Source organism: Planctomycetota bacterium, assembly GCA_038746835.1.
In the GTDB taxonomy this organism is placed as follows: Bacteria; Planctomycetota; Phycisphaerae; order Tepidisphaerales; family Tepidisphaeraceae; genus JBCDKH01.
On sequence record JBCDKH010000058.1, the window covers coordinates 1 to 18,163 of the forward strand.

13 protein-coding genes are annotated in these 18,163 nt (G+C 65.6%); 9 read left to right on the forward strand and 4 right to left on the reverse strand.

All coding sequences use genetic code 11. From position 1 onward, the window contains the following. On the reverse strand, positions 1 to 247 hold a 247-nt coding region (locus AAGI46_07810; protein MEM1012110.1), incomplete at its 3' end, for a hypothetical protein. A 314-nt stretch (positions 248 to 561) separates the two neighbouring features. Here AAGI46_07810 and AAGI46_07815 point away from each other — a divergent pair. The 8 genes from AAGI46_07815 to AAGI46_07850 all read left to right on the forward strand — a co-directional run bounded on the left by AAGI46_07815 (position 562) and on the right by AAGI46_07850 (position 13,166). Beyond that, positions 562 to 1,809, forward strand: a complete 1,248-nt coding sequence (locus AAGI46_07815) for a dockerin type I domain-containing protein (protein MEM1012111.1) — start codon at positions 562 to 564, stop codon at positions 1,807 to 1,809. Positions 1,810 to 1,902: 93 nt separating this feature from the next. Further along, entirely contained in the window at positions 1,903 to 2,643 is a 741-nt protein-coding gene (locus tag AAGI46_07820) for a PEP-CTERM sorting domain-containing protein (GenBank protein ID MEM1012112.1), read from the forward strand. A gap of 196 nt (positions 2,644 to 2,839) precedes the next feature. Continuing rightward, positions 2,840 to 6,100 (forward strand): PEP-CTERM sorting domain-containing protein, encoded by a 3,261-nt coding sequence (locus AAGI46_07825; protein MEM1012113.1) that lies wholly within the window; start codon positions 2,840 to 2,842, stop codon positions 6,098 to 6,100. Next, complete coding sequence (locus AAGI46_07830) at positions 6,097 to 7,161, forward strand: type II secretion system protein (protein ID MEM1012114.1); 1,065 nt, start codon at positions 6,097 to 6,099, stop codon at positions 7,159 to 7,161. Before AAGI46_07825 ends, AAGI46_07830 begins: the two co-directional genes overlap by 4 nt. A gap of 97 nt (positions 7,162 to 7,258) precedes the next feature. Continuing rightward, on the forward strand, positions 7,259 to 8,218 hold the full coding sequence (locus AAGI46_07835) for a PhoH family protein (protein ID MEM1012115.1): 960 nt from the start codon (positions 7,259 to 7,261) through the stop codon (positions 8,216 to 8,218). Between the two features lie 125 nt (positions 8,219 to 8,343). Further along, the gene (locus AAGI46_07840) at positions 8,344 to 10,740 is read left to right on the forward strand and encodes an HDIG domain-containing metalloprotein (GenBank protein ID MEM1012116.1); all 2,397 of its coding nucleotides are present in this window, start codon (positions 8,344 to 8,346) and stop codon (positions 10,738 to 10,740) included. Positions 10,741 to 10,916: 176 nt separating this feature from the next. Continuing rightward, the gene (gene ybeY, locus AAGI46_07845) at positions 10,917 to 11,363 is read left to right on the forward strand and encodes an rRNA maturation RNase YbeY (GenBank protein MEM1012117.1); all 447 of its coding nucleotides are present in this window, start codon (positions 10,917 to 10,919) and stop codon (positions 11,361 to 11,363) included. Positions 11,364 to 11,777: 414 nt separating this feature from the next. Continuing rightward, positions 11,778 to 13,166: a hemolysin family protein gene (locus tag AAGI46_07850; protein ID MEM1012118.1), complete on the forward strand. Its 1,389-nt coding sequence runs from the start codon at positions 11,778 to 11,780 to the stop codon at positions 13,164 to 13,166. Positions 13,167 to 13,188: 22 nt separating this feature from the next. Here the strand turns inward: AAGI46_07850 and AAGI46_07855 are convergent, their stop codons facing one another. The 3 genes from AAGI46_07855 to AAGI46_07865 all read right to left on the reverse strand — a co-directional run bounded on the left by AAGI46_07855 (position 13,189) and on the right by AAGI46_07865 (position 17,123). Further along, positions 13,189 to 13,320: a hypothetical protein gene (locus AAGI46_07855; protein MEM1012119.1), complete on the reverse strand. Its 132-nt coding sequence runs from the start codon at positions 13,318 to 13,320 to the stop codon at positions 13,189 to 13,191. 20 nt (positions 13,321 to 13,340) lie between these two features. Further along, complete coding sequence (locus AAGI46_07860) at positions 13,341 to 15,002, reverse strand: methyl-accepting chemotaxis protein (protein ID MEM1012120.1); 1,662 nt, start codon at positions 15,000 to 15,002, stop codon at positions 13,341 to 13,343. Positions 15,003 to 15,134: 132 nt separating this feature from the next. Then, positions 15,135 to 17,123 (reverse strand): methyl-accepting chemotaxis protein, encoded by a 1,989-nt coding sequence (locus tag AAGI46_07865; protein ID MEM1012121.1) that lies wholly within the window; start codon positions 17,121 to 17,123, stop codon positions 15,135 to 15,137. 163 nt (positions 17,124 to 17,286) lie between these two features. Between AAGI46_07865 and AAGI46_07870 the strand changes: the two genes are divergently transcribed. Further along, the coding region (locus AAGI46_07870; GenBank protein ID MEM1012122.1) for a phosphopyruvate hydratase at positions 17,287 to 18,163 on the forward strand (877 nt) is incomplete at its 3' end.

Here is an 18,163-nt window from a genome sequence, read left to right on the forward strand (position 1 = left end):
CCGTCGCGACCGACACCTCGGCCACGCGTGCGACGTCCCGCAGGTTGACGGTCGCGCTGCCACGCTTGCCCGCCCCGCCGCGACGGGACTTGCCCGTCGGCCGGTTGGGCGACGGTTCGGGAATGTCGTGCGCCTCGGAAATGACCGGCTTGCGCCTTGTCGGCGGTGGCGAGATGCGGTCCTCATCGGTCGCCCGCGCCGTCGCCGTCTGCAGGTTGACAGCAGGATGAGAGACGTAACGGGACACGATCGAGCTTGCAGAGCAGTGGGGGACGCTTGTGGCCAAGCTGCGACGCGAGAGCACCGCGGCCGGTTAAACAGTTTAGCATACTACCGAACGCAGGCCATCCGGCAAGAAGCAAAGCGGCGTGCAGCACGATTTTTTGCACTGTGAATGTGCAGCTGTGGCGATTATCTCGCCGAATGCACAAACATCGGGCATGAATAGGATTGACAAAGGCCGGGTTTGGCGTACGCTGCCGTTGTCCAGACGCCTCTCCGCAAGCTGATCCGGCTGCGTTAACCGGTCTAACGGCACCCGAGGCATCGATGGAGGACCCCATGAAAATTGCAAAGAACCACTCTCTCGTAACCGCCGCGGCCGTCGCTGTGGCGGCGGGCCTTGCGGCTGATGCGTCGGCCCAGGTCGTCGTTGACGGCTCGATTACCACCGGCGAGTACGGCCCGGCCATCGCCGTGCAGGACAGTCCGACCGGCTTCGGCGACAACTTCAGCGAACTCAATGCCGCCTATGCCGATTACGTCTCCGGCACCGGCCTCTACCTCGGCTTGACAGGCAACCTCGAGCTCAACGGCAACGGCCTGGTCGTCTTCATCGACTCCAAGCCCGGCGGCGCGATCGCCTCGACCGACTCCAGCGGCTTCGGCACGATCGGCTCGATCGGCGGGGCCAAGTCCGACGACTGGGGCACCGATCGCGACGGCACGATCAATCAGGAGGACCCGATCAATCCGGCGTCGATCCTCGATCCCGGCTTCAACCCGGATTACTCGCTGGAGATCAACGGTTTCAATGGCCAGTACTTCCTCAACGTCATCGATCTGACGCTCCCCAACGACGCGGACCCCAACGTCGACCGCTTCATCGGCCAGACCGATGACCTCGGGACGCCCTTCACCGGCACCTACGAAATCGATGACGGCAACGGTGGCACCACGCCGATCGGTGACATCACCTTCGCGTTCGACAACTCGAACGTCGACGGCGTCATCGCTACGAACGACGACAACGTCCTCGGCGATCCGCTCACGGCCGTGACCGGCCTGGAATACCTGCTGACCGACGAGTTCCTGATGACCGCCCTCAACACGAGCGGCGATATCAAGCTTCTGCCGTTCATCACCAGCGGCGGCGGCGACTTCCTCAGCAACCAGTTCCTGCCGGGCCTCGGCGGCGTCGACAACCTCGGCGGCAACGGTGATCCGGGCGGTGTGCCGCTCTTCGATGCCAGCGTCTTCACCGGCGATCAGTTCATCTCGATCGACATCGGCGGAGCGTCCCCGCTGCCCGGCGACGCCAATGGTGACGGCACCGTCGACCTGGCCGACTTCGGCATCCTCCGCGCCAACTTCGGCTCGACCAGCGGCACGTTCATGACCGGCGACTTCAATGGCGACGGCAACGTCGACCTGGCCGACTTCGGGATCCTGCGAGCCAACTTCGGCACCAGCACCGGCAGCGACATCGCCGCACTGGACGCCTGGTACTCGACGGTCGTCCCGGAACCGACCACGCTGGCCCTGGCCGGCCTTGGCGGACTGGCGCTGCTGCGTCGTCGCCGCAACTAGACCCCCACCCCCCGGGATCCCGGTTGGCGAAAGCCGGCCGGGGTCCTTTCGAGCGGCCATGGTCGGTCGCTTCCCACTGACTGGAGGAGAACCTTGAGAAATAGCACCCTTTTCACCGCGATCACCGTCCTGGCTTCGGCCGGCATGGCGTCGGCCGCGACGATCAATGGCAACGGCAACACCGGCTTCGGCGGACCCGTCGGGAACGGCTCGCTCACCGTGACCGCTGATGCCTCGAGCCTCACGCTCGACCTCGACACCGGCGGCAGCGGCCTCGGAGGCAATATCCTCGCCGTCTACTTCGACACCGTTGCGGGCGGATTCGGCGATACGTCGAGCCTGATGGACGGGCTGGACGGTGGTCGCAGGGCACTCAGTGGCTTTAATGCCAACGACTTAGGCGATCCCGGCGACGACAGCAGCACGGTGGCGACCTTTGCCAGCGGCTTCGAGGCCGACTTCGGCCTCGCGTTCGGCGATGGCTTCGCCGCCCTCTTCCAACTAGCCGCTGGTGGCAACAACAGCCTGATTTTCCTTGATAACCAGACACCTGCCGGCGGATCGCCCGGCACGGTGAGCTACGACCTCTCGCTCCTTGGACTCGGCGTCGGTGACACGTTCAACGTCGTCGGGACGCTCATCAGCGACAGCGCCTTCCGCTCCGACGAGACCTTCGGCACCGCCACCTTCGACGGCAACGCCTCGGGCAACCCCGGCTTCAACGGCACCGTCACCTTCAGCGACTCCACCGCGATCACCGTCGTGCCGGAACCGTCGGGTATTGCTGGGGTACTGGCCCTGTCCCTGGTAACACTGCGCCGGCGCCGCGATTGACCGCGAAAGCACCCGAGTGTGACCAACACACGGACTGCTTAACCTGACAGCACCCGAACGCTTACTTTTTCAGCTCTTCATCCCTCACGGGGCATTCGCCCCGTCCCCCCGTCCGGGTGGGTTTCCCCTCATCCGGACGATTTTCAAACCGTCAGTTAAACCAGTTAACCCGCCGCTGATTCCAGTTCTTGCTCCGATGACCCGACTCCGTCCTGACCGTCGAATCGCTTCCGCCGCCGCCGCGACGGTCGGGGCGATCGTCGGCATCGCGAGCCTCGGCCTCGTCTCGCCGGCTGCTGCTGCTGACAGCTCGGCCCCGGCGATCCTCCAGGTCTTCGAGTCGCGCTGGGACAACAACGAGTCCCGCGCCGCTGACGCCTTCCTCGCCGGCTATGGGAGCCTCTGGGTGCCCCCGCCCGGCGAGGCCGAAACTGGCGGCTTCAGCGTCGGCTACGACCAGTACGACCGCTTCGACCTGGGACGCTGGAACGACCAAACGCTCTACGGTACCGAGCGCGGCGTTCGCTCCATGAACCAGACCTGGCAACGCATGGGCGGCCGGGTCTACGCCGACCTCGTCTGGAACCACAACGGTTTTGCCGACCAGGGCACCTTCGGCTTCGCGACCAGCGGCGGCTACCCGGGCTTTGCCCTGTCGCTCCCGAATGCCGTCGACGGCGACTTCCACAACGGCTTCCTCTCCATCGAAGACTCCGTCAACGAAGGCCGACTCTCCGGCCTTCTGGACATCGACCACGAGACCAACTTCCAGTTCATCCGCAACCCGGTCGACCCCAATGACCCGCGGAACCTCCCCAACGCCGGCACGCAGTTCTGGAACGGCAACATCGCCAACGTTCCGACCGAAGCCAACCGCCGGTTCTACCCGTCGCAGTCCGGCCCGGGCCGAACGCTCTTCGACCCGGCGACCAATGAGACCTTCACCGTCTACGACTTCGCCGGCGACGGCTCCGAGGCCACGACCGGCACGCCCGTCACCGAAAACGCCACCGGCTACCTGATGCGCAACGCGCAGTGGTACGTCCAGGAGATCGGCTTCGACGGCTTCCGCCTCGACGCGGTCAAGCACATGGAGCCGTGGGTGCTCGAGTACTTCGACCGCGCCGTCTACGGCGCCAACCCCCGCAAGCTGCTCGACGGCAGCACCGACCACGTCTTCTCGTTCGGTGAAGTCCTCGACGGCAACAAGGGCCTGCTCCAGGCCTACACCCGCAAGGACATCGACCCCAGCCAGCCCAACCGCGTCGGCGGCAACCGGGACAACCTCGACTTCCCGCTCCACTTCGCGCTCAAGGGCAACCTCTCGAGCAACGGCTTCCAGAACGACTGGCGCAACGTCGTCGGCGCGAGCTTTGATTCCAACGACGACGGCCTGGCCAACAACGGCAGCCAGGGCGTCGCCTTCGACGCGTCCCACGACGACTTCGGGGCCGACCTCGGCAACGTCGCCAACGCCTACCTCGCCATGAGGCCCGGCAACTGGGTCGTCTACCACAACGCCCTCCAGTTCGGCGAAAACCGCGATTTCCCCAAGCAGGGACGCGGCGACGCCCTGGGCGGCCTCTACGGCGACACCATCACCACGCTCGTCCAGGCACGCAACACCCACGGCCGAGGCAACTACCTCGAACGCTGGATCGACAAGGAAACCCTCGTCTACGAACGCGAAGGCTCCGTCATCGTCGGCCTGTCCAACCGAACTGACAGCGGCTTCGACGAGCGCTGGGTCGACACCGGCTTTGCCCCCGGCACGCGACTCGTCGAGCTGACCGGCAACGCTGACGACACCACGATCGATCCATTCGACGACGTGCCCAGCGTCGTCCGCGTCCGAGACAACGGGCAGGCCCCGATCCGCATCCCACGCAACGGCAGCCACGGCACCGGCTACGTCTACTACGGCCTGCCCACGCCCGAAGGCACGCTTTCCATCGAGGGCTCGGCCGGCACCATCGCCGGCGGCACCGCAACCGATGCGACCAACGGCACCACGCGCCTCGCCGACTACACCGTCGTCACCGCAGACACGTTCACCGTCGCGCTCGACACGGTGACTGTCACCCTTGCCGACGGCTTCCGCGACTTCGCAGCCGACGGCGACAGCGCTCTGCTCAAGGTCAACGGCGGCCTCGACGTCAACAGCAACGCCGGCGTTGACAATGTCACGCCCGGCAGCGTCGCCTACGGCTTCGAGTCGTTCACCGACAAGAGCTCGCCTCTGGCAACGGGCGGTGACGGCGAGTTCCGCCAGAACGTCGACACCACGATGCTCCCCGAGGGCGTCAACTTCGTCGAGGTCCGAGCCTTCCGCCAGCGCAACGACGGCGGCCCGGCCGTCTACTCGACGTTCAAGGAAGTCCTCTACGTCGATCGCCTCAAGCCCGAGTCGGGCATCTTCGAAGTCGTTCCTTTCAGCCAGTCCGGCCGGGACTTCATCGTCGAGAGCCTCGACAACACCGCAAGCGAGGTCCACGTCTTCCTGAACCTCGCGCCGACGGTCGACCCGCTCGACCTCGTCAACCCCAACAGCCGGGCCAGCCAGGTCGATCGCGACCTCTTCAAGTACGGGTTCGGCGGCATCGTCGAAGGCAACAACGCCGTCACCGTCGTCACCTACGAGATCACCGGCAACGTCAACGTCCAGCGATTCGGCGGGTTCAGCTTCGACACCGGCATCGGCCGGGGCCTTGGCGACCTGAACCACAACGGCTTCTTCGGCACCGACGACGTCGCCAACTCGAGCTACGGCTTCGAGGCCGTGCTGTACGCCCAAGGCGACCGCTTCAATCCCGCGGCCGACATCAACGGCGACGGCGTGGTCGATACCAACGACCTCTTCCTGCTCGAAGACGTCTACCGCGCGGCCAACGCCAACAACACCGGCGATGCCGTGCTGGCAGCGATCCAGCGTCGCGGCAATCTGAACGAGTTCGGCGGAACCGACGCCTTCGACATCGACTTCCTCGCCGACGCCATTCTGTCGGACACCTATTCGTGGCTGCTCGATCTCAACGCGGACGGCGACGTAACAGACAGTGACATGGACTCGCTGCTCGGCAACGTCTTCGAGACCGTCCGCGGCGATGCCGACCTGAACGGCACCGTCGACCTGGCCGACTTTGGCATTCTGCGTGCCAACTTCGGCACCGACGCCGGCTGGGCCGGTGGCGACTTCGACGGCGACGGCTCGGTGTCGCTGGCGGACTTTGGACTTCTGCGTTCGAGCTTCGGCTTCGACCGCGAGACCGGCGATCGTGCCGGCAGCTTGACCTTCCCGGCAGCTTTGGCGGCGACGGTGCCTGAACCGACGTCGCTGGGCCTGCTGCTTTGTGGGGGATTGATGGGCCTGCGTCGCCGACGCCGACCCGCTATCCAAGCCGGTTTTTCCGGCCCATCTTTTGACCGTTCGCGTCTGAACGGAGGAGCACATTCATGAACCGTTACCCGCACCATTCCCGTCGCCCGGGCTTCACGCTGGTGGAGCTCCTGGTCGTCATCGGCATCATCGCCCTTCTGGTGAGCATCCTGCTCCCGACCCTGAGCCGCGCCCGCGCCTCGGCCAACAACGTCAAGTGCCTGAGCAACCTCCGGCAGATCGCCACGGGCTCGATCATGATGCACGAGGAGCGCGGCGTCATCCCGACGCTGACCGACGACGTGATCGTCAAGCAGGTCGACCCGTCCGGCAAGCGGTGGCCCTACCGCGAGCTGTTCGCCGGTGAGCCCGACACGGACGGAACGGGCAAGAAGCTGCTCGATCCGTTCTCGATGCTCTTGCCGTTCCTCGGCGACACCTCAGCCCGGACGTTCCAGGAGAGCGAAAACTTCACCGAAGCATTCCTTTGCCCTAGTGATCTCACGCAGCCCGATCTCGATGAGAATGTGACCGGCGGCAATGTGTCGACGACCGGTCTCTTCTTGCCGGCGAACACGAACAACGCACCGGTGCCGGCGAGCTACGGCTTCAACGCTGATATCGCTTCGACAATCGGTGAGAACGGCGTGAGCTACATCGGCGCTTCGTTCCTGGGCGTGATCAACGGCCCGGTCGATTCCGACTACGGCGAGACGGCGGTCGGCCAGGGTGCCAACTGCAAGCTCGTCAAGGTCGAGGATGCGACGGCCACCATGCTCGTCGCCGACGCGGGCACGTTGCGCCCCGCCAACGAAATCCAAAACAACGGTAGTTTCCAGGACAAGCCGAACATGCTTGCCCACATGACCAACTACATGCACTTTAACGGTGGCAATGCCAACTACTGGGGCACGCTTGCTGGCGTCATGCAAACCGGTTGGCTTGGCTGGAAGGTCCCGCTCGACCGCCACTCCGACGGTGCATCCAATGCCGAATGGCTCGACACTGGTGCGGCGCAGGGCGGAAGCATCAACATCGCCTTCGTCGACGGGCACGCCGAGAACGTGAAGTTCAAGGACGCCGACAACCCCGCCGGCTTCGAGAAGGTCAAAATCACTCCCTGGGAGCTCCCGCTGAACTGAACCTTCGAGTCCTCCCGACCGCAGCCGCGACGCGTAGCGTCGCGGCTGTTTTCGTTTGCGAACCCATCGCCGCCGCTCGACGTCAAAGAACTCCGCCTTGCACCTCTCGATCCCACTCGACCATCCCGAGAAGAGCCTCGCCCTGGCTGGGCCGGCTGATGCGCATCTGAAGCGGCTGCGCGAGCTGTTCGACGTCTCGATCACGCTCCGCAATGGCGATCTGAAGCTCAGCGGGCCGAGTGAGTCGGTCGCGCGGGCAGCGCGGGTCGTCGAGCGTATGCAGGAACTGCTGCGCCACAAGGAACACCTCTCCAGCGACGACGTGGGCCTGGCCATCACCGACGTGCGCGAGGACGAGCATCGCCGGGCCAACGACTCGGACGCGGTCGAAGTCTTCAGCCGTGGCAGCCGCATCAAGGCCAAGACCGACGGCCAGCGGGCGTACCTGCGGGCGATCTTCGACCACGACCTGACCTTCTGCACAGGCCCGGCCGGGACGGGCAAGACCTATCTCGCCGTCGCCGCCGCGGCTGCGATGTTGAAGCGACACGCGGTCAAGCGGATCGTCCTCGCCAGACCAGCCGTCGAGGCAGGCGAGCGACTGGGCTTCCTGCCGGGCGACATGGCGGCGAAAGTGAACCCGTACCTGAGGCCACTGCTGGATGCGCTCGGCGACATGATGGACCTGGAGCAAGTCAAGCGGTTCATGGTCAACGACGTCATCGAGGTCATCCCGCTGGCCTTCATGCGTGGGCGGACGTTCAACGACTGCGTCGTCATTCTCGACGAAGCGCAGAACACCACCGTCGGCCAGATGCTGATGTTCCTGACGCGCCTCGGCAACGACTCCAAGATGATCGTCACCGGCGACCCGCGGCAGAGCGACCTGGACGACGGCACGCCGAGCGGCCTCGGTGACGCGCTGCGCCGGCTCCGCGGCGTCGACGGCATCGCCCACGTGAAGCTCGACAAGGTCGACATCGTCCGACACCGCCTCGTGCAGAACATCGTCGACGCCTACGAACGCGGCGGAATCGATGCGAGTCGCGTGAACTGAAACGTCCCAAGCTCATGTGGCACAACGCGCTGGCCGATGTGGCGAAAGCCCGCAGGTGATTCTGATTGAGTTTCGCCCGCATTCGCTACAGTGCTGCTGGCCGCCTGCGGGTTCGCCTCGTTCCCATGACGTTCTTCGAGCCCAAAAAGGCACGATCCCGGCGAAACGAAATCCGCGGCGAGGTCCGCCGGGACCGGCCCGGACCGGTCAAGAAGCTCGTCGACCAGGCCGGCAGCGTCCGCGGCGAGCGCGGCATGCTGACGCTGACGGTCGCGATCACGTTTGCCGTGATCGCGTCGTCGATTCTAATGCTGCGGCCTCGCGTGGTGGATTATCGGCCTGGGCAGGTGACGACGGAGCCGGTCTTCGCCCGCGTGGAGTTCGACGTCCTTGACGAGCAACGCCTCGGCCAAGCCCGCCAACGCGCCGCCGATGCCAAGCCGCGGGTCTATCGCCCGGCCGACGACGATCCGTTCGCCAAGCTGGAGGACGACCTGCTCGCCTCGCCGAGTCGCTCGACGGGCCTGATGCAGGATCAGCTGGCCGGAGACGCGACCCAGAAGGTCGGCCTGGTGACGGTTTTCGACGCAAACGACGGGGCGGCCCTGGCTCGGCTGCAGGGCTTCACGGGCGAGCGGGCCGGGCAATGGCAGCGGTCGGTTCGGCTGTACGTCGACGCGCTCCGTGACCTGGGCCTGATCCTACTTCCCGCCGACGCCGCCGCCGAAGACGGCCGTCAGCCGATCCAGCTCGAATCCGGCCAGATCGTCCTCGCTGGTCAGCGACTCGCTCTTCCCGCGGACGAGGCGACGCGCCAGGAAATCGAACGCCGCGTCAACGGTGCCGCGTTCGAGGCGTTCGGCGAGCTGCTCTATCCGAAGATCGTCGCCTTCACCTCGCAGACGCTGCAGCCGACGGTCGTTCCCGACCTGGCCGCGACCGCGCGTGTTCGCGGCGAGGCGTCCGCCCGCGTGCCGGAGTCTGCAGGCGAACTTGTCTATCGCGAGGGCCAACGCCTGCTGCCGCGTGGCCATCGGCTTGACGAGTCGGACTGGCAGCTGCTGCGGGCCGAGAACGACTCGTACCGCGCGTCGCTGGGCAATCGCGTCTGGTTCGAACGGACGGGCCTGGCGGGACTGGCGATTCTGCTGACGGTGGCGATGAGTGCGTACGTCCTGCACTACCGCCCGAAGATCGCCGCCAACCCGTCGCGGGCGGCCGGACTGGCGACGCTACTGCTGGGTTGTCTGCTGATCGCGCAGCTCGCGGCGCTCGGCACGGGCAGTCTGGTCCTGCTCGCACTGGGCCCGATCTTCCTCGCCGGCATCACCCTCAGCGTCGCGTACGACGGCCGATTCGCACTCGGCATCGGCGGCTTGCTGGCACTCCTCGTGACGCTCGCACTCGGGCAAGGCGTCGGCTTCTTCCTGGTCGCCTGTGCGGGTCTGCTGCCGGCCTGTCTGATGCCGGGCGAAGTGCGAACGCGCAGCCGCCTGATCGAAGTCGGCGGGACCGTCGGCATTATCGCCGGAGCCGCGGCACTGGTGGCTGGGCTGGCCCGGATGGAGCCACTGAGTTACCTGCTCGCCTCCTCAGCGTGGGCGGCGCTGGCCGGGTTCGGGGCGGGCGGACTGGTGCTGTGCGTGCTGCCGTTCATCGAGCGAGCGTTCCGAATCACGACCGGTCTGACGCTGCTCGAGTACCTCGATCACCCGCTGCTGCGTCGCCTCGCGATGGAGGCGCCCGGCACGTACAACCACTCGCTCCAGGTCGCCACCATCAGCGAAGAGGCCGCCAAAGCGATCAATGCCGACGGACTGCTTTGCCGTGTCGCGTGCTACTACCACGACGTCGGCAAGCTGCGCAAGCCCGAGTACTTCATCGAAAACCAGCGCGCCAACGAAGCCGCTGGCGGGAACGATCCCGTCCCACGCGTCGGCGGCGAGAACCCGCACCTGTCGCTCAACCCGAGCATGTCGCTCCTCGTCATCACCGGCCACGTGAAAGACGGCCTGGCGATGGCACGCGAGTGGGGTCTGCCGCGGGCGTTCTTGCCGTTCATCGAGCAGCATCACGGGACGACGCTGGTCGAGTACTTCTACCGCGAGGCCGTCCAGCAGCAGCAACGCCGCCTCGAAGCCGCCGGCGACGGCCCGCTCGAACCCGACGTGGCCGAGGGCGACTACCGCTATCCCGGCCCACGTCCGCGCAGCCGCGAGACGGCCATCGTCATGATCGCCGACACGTGCGAAAGCGCCTGCCGAGCCATGGCCGACCCGACCCCGACGCGGCTGGAGTCCCGCGTCAGCGACCTCGTCCAAAAGCGCCTCCTCGACGGCCAGTTCGACGAATGCCCGATCACGATGGGCGAGCTGGAAATCGTCAAGCGGTCAATCATCAAGAGCCTCGTCGGCATCTACCACGGACGCGTCCCCTACCCAGAAGACAAACCGACCGCGGTCACACCCGCAGCGACCATGATCGGTGTTCGTCCATCCGTCCCGTCGACCGCGGTGGGATGAGTCCGCGTGCTCTGCGCTGGACACCATGGACGCGCTTAGCGGTGAGCGTCAGCGAGCCTCCGATGAGCACCGCCACACCGTCGACCCGACGCAGAAGGCTCGCTAGCGCTCAACGCTAACCGGTCACATGCGTCACGCTTCCCACGCTCCGTGCGTCACGCTCCCCAAATGTCACCGTGCGATTCGACGTCGAGGATCATGCTGAAGCACGCGACGTCGCGGACCAGCTGGCGCGCGATCTGGAGACGTTGCTCGCGGTGCCCGATCGACCGCTTGTCCCGGACGAGGTCAGCTTCACGATCGTCCGCGACGCGGAGATGTTGGCGTTGCACGAACGGTTCACAGGTGACGCGTCGACGACCGACGTCATGAGCTTCGAGACCGCCCACGACACGACGGGACGGGTCATCGAGGGCGACGTCGTCGTCTGCCTCGACGTCGCCACGCGCGAGTCCGTCGCCCGAACGACGTCCGTCCGGCAGGAATTGCTGCTCTACGCCCTCCACGGACTTCTGCACCTTTCAGGCTTCGACGACCTGAAGCCCGACGACCACGCCCGCATGCACGAGGCGGAGGACGCCTGGCTTGAGTCCGCGGGCTTCGGACGCGTCTTTCGTCCGTGACCGAAGGCGAGTTCACTTCGATTCGTAGTGAATTGCGATCGGGTGCCACTGCATTGTTGCAGTGGTCGGGACAGAGCACTGCAACAATGCAGTGGCACCGAAAGCTCCCAATGATCCGAGTCCGCTCTGGCGAACACAAAGGTTGCTGCGGGCCGTAGCCCCGCAGCTACCCAGCATGACTCCTGCTGCTCCATACTCGGACCTTGCCCCGCCCAATGTTGTGAGCTAGGTTGAACCCGCTGACTGTCGCGACGGAGGCCTGCTGCCACTGGTGGAGCGGGCGGTCGATCCCGGCGGTTGGAAGCGTCTGCGACGAATGAGCACATCCACCCTTTTCGACGCCACGAGCCCCCGCCGACGTGCTTGTGGCCCACGGCCTTCGCGTTCGCCTTCACGCCGCACGGTGGGCCGACGATGAGCGAAGCCCTCATCCTGCCGCTCCTGGCACTCGCGGCCGTCGGGTCGCTGGTCTTCTCGGCGTTGGCCTATGCCCTGCGCGACTACTCGCGTGGCACGCTGGCCGAGTGGTTCGAGCGCAAATCGCGATCCGGCTCCGACGCCAAGGGCAAAATCGTCCCTGGCGAGGCGGCCCTGGCACGCGTCGAGGCCGTCGCCGACTACGAAGACGAACTGGCCCTCACGGCCGCTGCTGCACGGACCGCGGCGAACCTCATCATCGTTCTGGCGATCGTGTTCCTCGTCGGCGCCTGGATGCCACCGGCGACCGAGCCGTGGGTCCGCTACGTCATCGCGTTCGTCGCGTCGTTCATCACGATCGGCCTGTTCGGTGTCGCGCTGCCGCTGGCCGTCGGAAGCCACGCGGCCGAGTCGACCATCGGCACGTTCGCCCGGCTGCTTCGCATCAAACGTGCCGCGCTCTGGCCGCTCATCCAGGCCCACGGCCCGATCGACCGCCTCGTCCGCCGAGCGACAGGCCGGCCGGAAGAGTCGGCCGAGCTGGTCGAGGAAGAGCTGGAGCAGGAGATCCTCGACATCGTCCGCGAAGGCCGCGAGGAAGGCGTCATCGGTGAGGGCGAGCACCAGATGATCGAGCGGGCCGTCCACTTCCACGACATGACGGTCGAGCAGGCGCTCACGCCGCGTGGCGACGTCGTAGGCCTGCCTGTCGACTCGTCGGCCGACGAAGTGCTGCAGGTCATCGAAGACACCGGCTACAGCCGAATACCGGTCTACGAGGACAACCTCGACCACGTCGTCGGCGTCCTCTACGCACGCGACCTCTTCCAGTACGTCGGCAAGCGCCTCAACGGCCAAGACAGCGAGGATCGTCAGACCCGTCGGTTCGACCTGCGGACCGTCGTTCGTAAGCCGATCGTCGTCCCCGAGAGCAAGCGGCTCGACGACCTGCTGCGCGACATGCAGCAGCAGAAAATCCACATGGCCATCGTGCTCGATGAGTACGGCGGCACCAGCGGCCTGGTCACGATCGAAGACATTCTCGAAGAGCTCGTGGGCGAGATCGCTGACGAGCACGAGGACCCCGACAACGACCTCTTCCGCAAGATCAGCGACACCTCCGCCGAGGCCGACGCCAAGATGGCCGTGGACGACCTGAACCGCGAGATGGGCATCCACTTGCCCGAGGACGACGAGTACGACACGCTCGCGGGTTTCGTGAACAGCACGCTCCACCGAATCCCGCCGGTCGGCACGAGCTTCGAACACGCCACCGGCAACGGCTCGCGCTACGTCTTCACGATCCTCGAAGCCGAACCGCAACGCGTGGGCCGGCTTCGCATCGAAGTCCAGCCTGAGCCCGACGCAACGGACGAGGCGGAGTGAGTTCGCAAGCCGACGCCGCGTCTCAACTCAGTTGCTGCTGCAACTCCGGCGGCAGTTTGACCGGCTTCACCGCCGCACACTCGCGGGCGATCGTCAGCAGAAGGTGATGACCCGCAACTGCGGCGGCGGCGAGGCAAGTGATCGTGAGGGCCATGGTGAGCAAGCGGTTCTACATCACGCAGCCATGCGGCCGGCGTCGTCGTCGAAGTCGAAGCCGATCGAGCCGGCTACGCCGCCCGAGCTGCCCGTCCCGCCGGCTGGTGCCGAGGTCGTGGCCGTGCCCTGCGTGGCTCCGCTGACGAGGCTGTTGAGTTCCTCGACGGCTTCCATCAGACGCTGGCTCTGGCTCGACAGCTCCTCGCCCGCTGAGGCCGACTCTTCGGCGTTGGCGGCGTTCTGCTGGGTGACCTGGTCCATCTGCTGGACCGCGCGGCTCACCTGCTCGATGCCCTGAGCCTGCTCCTGGCTGGCGGCGGAGATCTCTTCGATCAGGCCGTTGACCTTGGAGCCCGCCTCGTTGATGGCCGAGAGTGCCTGACCGACCTCGACGGCGATCGACTCGCCGTTGCGGCTGGCTTCGACGCCCTGCTCGATCATGCGGCTCGTTTCCTTGGCGGCTTCGGCCGATCGCATCGCAAGCGTGCGAACCTCTTCGGCGACGACGGCAAAGCCCTTGCCTGCCTCGCCAGCCCGTGCTGCCTCGACGGCTGCGTTCAGAGCCAGCAGGTTCGTCTGGAAGGCGATCTCGTCGATCGTCTTGATGATCTTGGCCGTCTCGTCGGCACTCGTGCGGATCTCGCCGATGGCCTTGCCCATGCGGTCGACCGCAGCGTCGCCAGCTTCGGTGGCCGTGCGCGAGTCACCGGCCAGGCGAGCCGCCTCCTTTGCGCTGTCGGCGTTGCGGCGGGTCATGCTGCTCATCTCTTCGAGCGAGCTGCTGGTCTCTTCGAGGCTCGCGGCCTGCTCGCTGGCACCCTGTGCAAGCGACTGGCTGCCGCTGGCAATCTGGCCGGCGGCGTTGCGAGTTTCCTGGCTGCCGGCACGCAGCGACGAGATGATCGCCGTTAGCGGGGCAACGATGATCTTGCGGTTGAGGAACCAGAAACCGAACGCAACGGCGGCGACGATCGGGGCGATCCAGAGGACCGTCTTGTTCACGCCCGCCATCACGACGCTGTCCAGCTCCGACATGTCGCTCTTCAACACGAACGCGCCACGCACGTCACCGACATTCCAGTCTTCCATCGGGAAGCCCAGAATGTCTCGACCGTCGCCAGTCGGGCTGTTGGCCGGATCGCCGTGACAGGCGAGGCAGTCGGCGGTGAGCTTGATCGGGCGGGCGTAGACGATCTGGTTTGCTTCCTCGTCGATGGCGAAGTACTCGTCGACGTTGCCCTTTTCGAACTGGTGCAGAATCTCGGCCTCGGACGGCGTGGGCTCGTTCTCGGGATTGCGCGCCTGGAACTTGGGAACGCGGAAGTCGTAGCCCTCTTCCTCCGCCAGCTCGCCGATCGCCTGCCATGCGGCGACGACAGGAATGGTCTTGTAGAGCTGCGTCTCGCGGAGCGGTACGCCGCTGTGCACCTCTTCCATCAGCTTCTCTTGATCGAACGCACCGCCCGCGTTGAGGTCGCCGATGGTGTTGCGCACGCTTTCGGCCTCGAGGACGGCATTGCGCATCGCCTGCTTCGTCATCGTGATGCCTTGCTCACGAATGACGCTCCGCTGCACGAAGATGCCGACGACCGCTGTCACGATAACGGCACCGACGGCGGCGATGAGGATCTTGGTGCCGAGCTTCATCTGGCCGGCGGAGTTGGAGAAGGCGTTGAGCATGGTCGTCCGTGGTACGTCGAAATGAACGCGCTTCGCGTCCACACGCGATGCGGTACTGCCCCAATTCCTTCATCGGCAGGTGGCTGCGGCTACTTGACGCACGACGACAAACTTGCGTGTCGCCTTGTCGGCTCAGGCAGCCATGTCGAAGGCCTCGAAGCCCTCGTCGCCCGGCAGCTTAAAGCTGTCGTCCGGAGACGTCTCGGCCCTGGCCGGCGACTGGGCTGGCGTAGTCGTCGTGCTCTTGGGCAACGGCGCGGGCGTGACCTTCGGCATCAGCTGCGGCGCTTTGACGGTCCTTGCAACGCGAGCCGTCGACGCACCGCCGAGCATGCGGTTGAGTGCTTCGACGGCGTTGCGGGCGATGTCCGCCTGGCGATTGAGCTCCTGGCTCGAGGCCGCCGACTCTTCGGCGTTGGCGGCGTTCTGCTGCGTGACCTGGTCCATCTGCTGGACCGCACGGCTGACCTGCTCGATGCCCTGCGCCTGCTCTTGGCTCGCGGCGGCAATCTCCTCGATCAGGCTGCCGGCCTTGGCGACGTTTTCGTTGATTTCGGTCAGCGTGGAGGCGACTTCCGTCGCGGTCGATTCGCCGTCGTGGCTGGCCTCGACCGACTGCTCGATCATGCGGCTCGTTTCCTTGGCAGCTTCAGCTGAACGCATCGCGAGCGTGCGGACCTCTTCGGCGACGACGGCAAAGCCCTTGCCCGCCTCGCCCGCTCGCGCCGCCTCGACGGCTGCGTTCAGAGCAAGCAGGTTCGTCTGGAAGGCGATCTCGTCGATCGTCTTGATGATCTTGGCCGTCTCGTCAGCACTCGTGCGGATGCGTTCGATGGCCTGGTTCATCTTGTCCATCGACTGCCCGCCGCGATCGGCACTGGTTCGGGCGGTCCCGGCCAGCCGCTCGGCCTCTTTGGCGCTGTCGGCATTGCGACGCGTCATCGAGCTCATCTGCTCAAGCGAGCTGCTGGTCTCTTCCAGGCTTGCCGCCTGCTCGCTGGCGCCCTGTGCCAATGCCTGACTGCCGCTGGCGATCTCGCTGCTGGCGGACGCGGTCTGCTCGCTGGCCGTCGTGAGCGAGACGGCCGCGACGCGGAGCTGGCCAGTGATGCTTCGCGTCAGGACGACTGCGAGCGTTCCGCCCAGTGCGAGTGCCAGTCCCATGCCGCCGAACGTGATCGTCGTGGCTCGACCCAGGTTGGTGGTCGTCGACGTTGCAATCTGCTGGGTATGGCCAAGGCCGGCGTCCATGACTTCCTGGGCGTCCTGGACGAGGGCCGCACTCGCTGCTCCGCGACGTGGGCCGATCTCTTCAACAGACGTCATCGCCTCGCGAAGCTTCTCCGCCGCATCCAGGTATCCATCGTTCGCGGCAACCACCGTCACGAGGGCTTCGCGATCGTCTTTGTCCTTGAGCAGTCCGTCGAGGGTTTCGAGCCGGACTTGGACCGTGTCGTGCCACTTTTTGACGTCATCGATGCCATCAGGATTACCTCGAGCAGCGGCCTTGAAAGCGCTGATCCGCATCTGGTTGACCTCGTTCTGAAGTGTGCCGACGTTGTCGACCTTCTTCAGCCGCACAGCGACGACGCTGCTTTCTCGGCCGGCGTCGATTTCGTCGGACATCTTCTGCCGCTGCGTCGAAACGAGCTCGCCGACATTGCCCACCAGAACTGCCGCCTGGGCATCAAGCGCGGCCTCGGCCTCGCGGCGAAGTGCGATCGCGGCGATCGTCTCCTCAAACAGCCGCTTGTACTCGCCCTCGTGGCTGCGGGCCTTCTTGATCGACTCGCGGAGCGACACGAGCTCGGGAAACTCCCGAACCATCGCCTCGGCCTCGTCGAAGCTGGCTTCTAGCACCTCGAACTCTTTGACAGCCGTCTCGCGGTACTTGGCCTCGCCGGTCAGCGAGTAGCTGCGACCGGCAAGGTTGAGCTCCTCGGCGTGCTTGAGGATGTCGGCCGCGAGGCGCACCTCGGGCACGTACTCCTCGCTGAGCTTTTCCGCTTCCTTAGAGACGCCCAGCATTTTGTATGCGACCACGCCGCCGGAGACGGCGGTGATGACGAGCGTCGCAGCAAAGGCGGCGATCAGCTTCTGACCGAGGGACAAGTTTGACATCAGCTAGAGCGATTCGAGAAGGACGAGGTGCGACAAAACGTGGGCCCCACTTCCTACATCGGCCAAACACGTCCCGGCCTTGGGCGACAGCAGCAACTTCTCGCCGCGCGGTTCTACACTGCCGCCCCGCAACCACACCTTCACCACGAACGACCCACCCGCCATGAGCCTCGCCATCGAACACGTCCAGGCCCGCCAGATCTTCGACTCCCGCGGCAATCCCACCGTCGAGGTCGACGTCCTCCTCGAAGACGGCAGTCTCGGCCAGGCCGCAGTCCCATCGGGTGCCAGCACCGGCGAAAATGAGGCCGTCGAACTCCGCGACGGCGGCGACTCGCTGATGGGCAAGGGCGTCACCAAGGCCGTCGCCAACGTCAACGACATCATCCGGCCAGAACTCCTCGGCTTCGACGCCCGCGAGCAGGAAGCGATCGACGCCCTGCTGATCGATCTCGACGGGACCGATAACAAGTCGAAGCTCGGTGCCAATGCCACGCTCGGCGTCTCCATGGCCGTCGCTAAGGCCGCCGCGGACGGTTGCGGCCTGCCGCTGTGGCGCTACCTCGGAGGACCGGCTGCCAAGACGCTGCCCGTCCCGATGCTCAACATCCTCAACGGCGGCAAGCACGCGGACAACACCGTCGACTTCCAGGAGTTCATGATCCAGCCGTGGGGCTTTGAGCGCTTCGAAGACGCGATGCGGGCCGGCGTGGAGATCTACCACCACCTCAAGAGCGTCCTCAAGAAGCGCGGCATGAGCACCGCCGTCGGCGACGAGGGTGGCTTCGCGCCGAACCTCGAGAACAACGAAGACGCCATCAAGGTCATCGAAGAGGCCACCGACAAAGCCGGTTACAAGTGGGGCGAGCAGATCTTCGTCGCCCTCGACCCCGCGACCAGCGAACTCTGGAACGAGGCCGAGAAGGACGGCAAGGAAGGCTACAAGTTCTTCAGCAGCACGCAGGAGATCATCAGCTCCGACGACATGGCCAACCTCTGGGCCGAGTGGAGTAAGAAGTACCCGATCAAGAGCATCGAAG

Excerpts from the sequence above, each read along its gene's own strand:
- AAGI46_07815 (MEM1012111.1), top strand. The coding sequence starts at position 562 with ATGAAAATTGCAAAGAACCACTCTCTCGTAACCGCCGCGGCCGTCGCT.
- AAGI46_07825 (MEM1012113.1), top strand. The coding sequence starts at position 2,840 with ATGACCCGACTCCGTCCTGACCGTCGAATCGCTTCCGCCGCCGCCGCG.
- AAGI46_07830 (MEM1012114.1), top strand. The coding sequence starts at position 6,097 with ATGAACCGTTACCCGCACCATTCCCGTCGCCCGGGCTTCACGCTGGTG.
- AAGI46_07840 (MEM1012116.1), top strand. The coding sequence starts at position 8,344 with ATGACGTTCTTCGAGCCCAAAAAGGCACGATCCCGGCGAAACGAAATC.
- AAGI46_07850 (MEM1012118.1), top strand. The coding sequence starts at position 11,778 with ATGAGCGAAGCCCTCATCCTGCCGCTCCTGGCACTCGCGGCCGTCGGG.
- AAGI46_07855 (MEM1012119.1), bottom strand. The coding sequence starts at position 13,320 with ATGGCCCTCACGATCACTTGCCTCGCCGCCGCCGCAGTTGCGGGTCAT.
- AAGI46_07860 (MEM1012120.1), bottom strand. The coding sequence starts at position 15,002 with ATGCTCAACGCCTTCTCCAACTCCGCCGGCCAGATGAAGCTCGGCACC.
- AAGI46_07865 (MEM1012121.1), bottom strand. The coding sequence starts at position 17,123 with ATGTCAAACTTGTCCCTCGGTCAGAAGCTGATCGCCGCCTTTGCTGCG.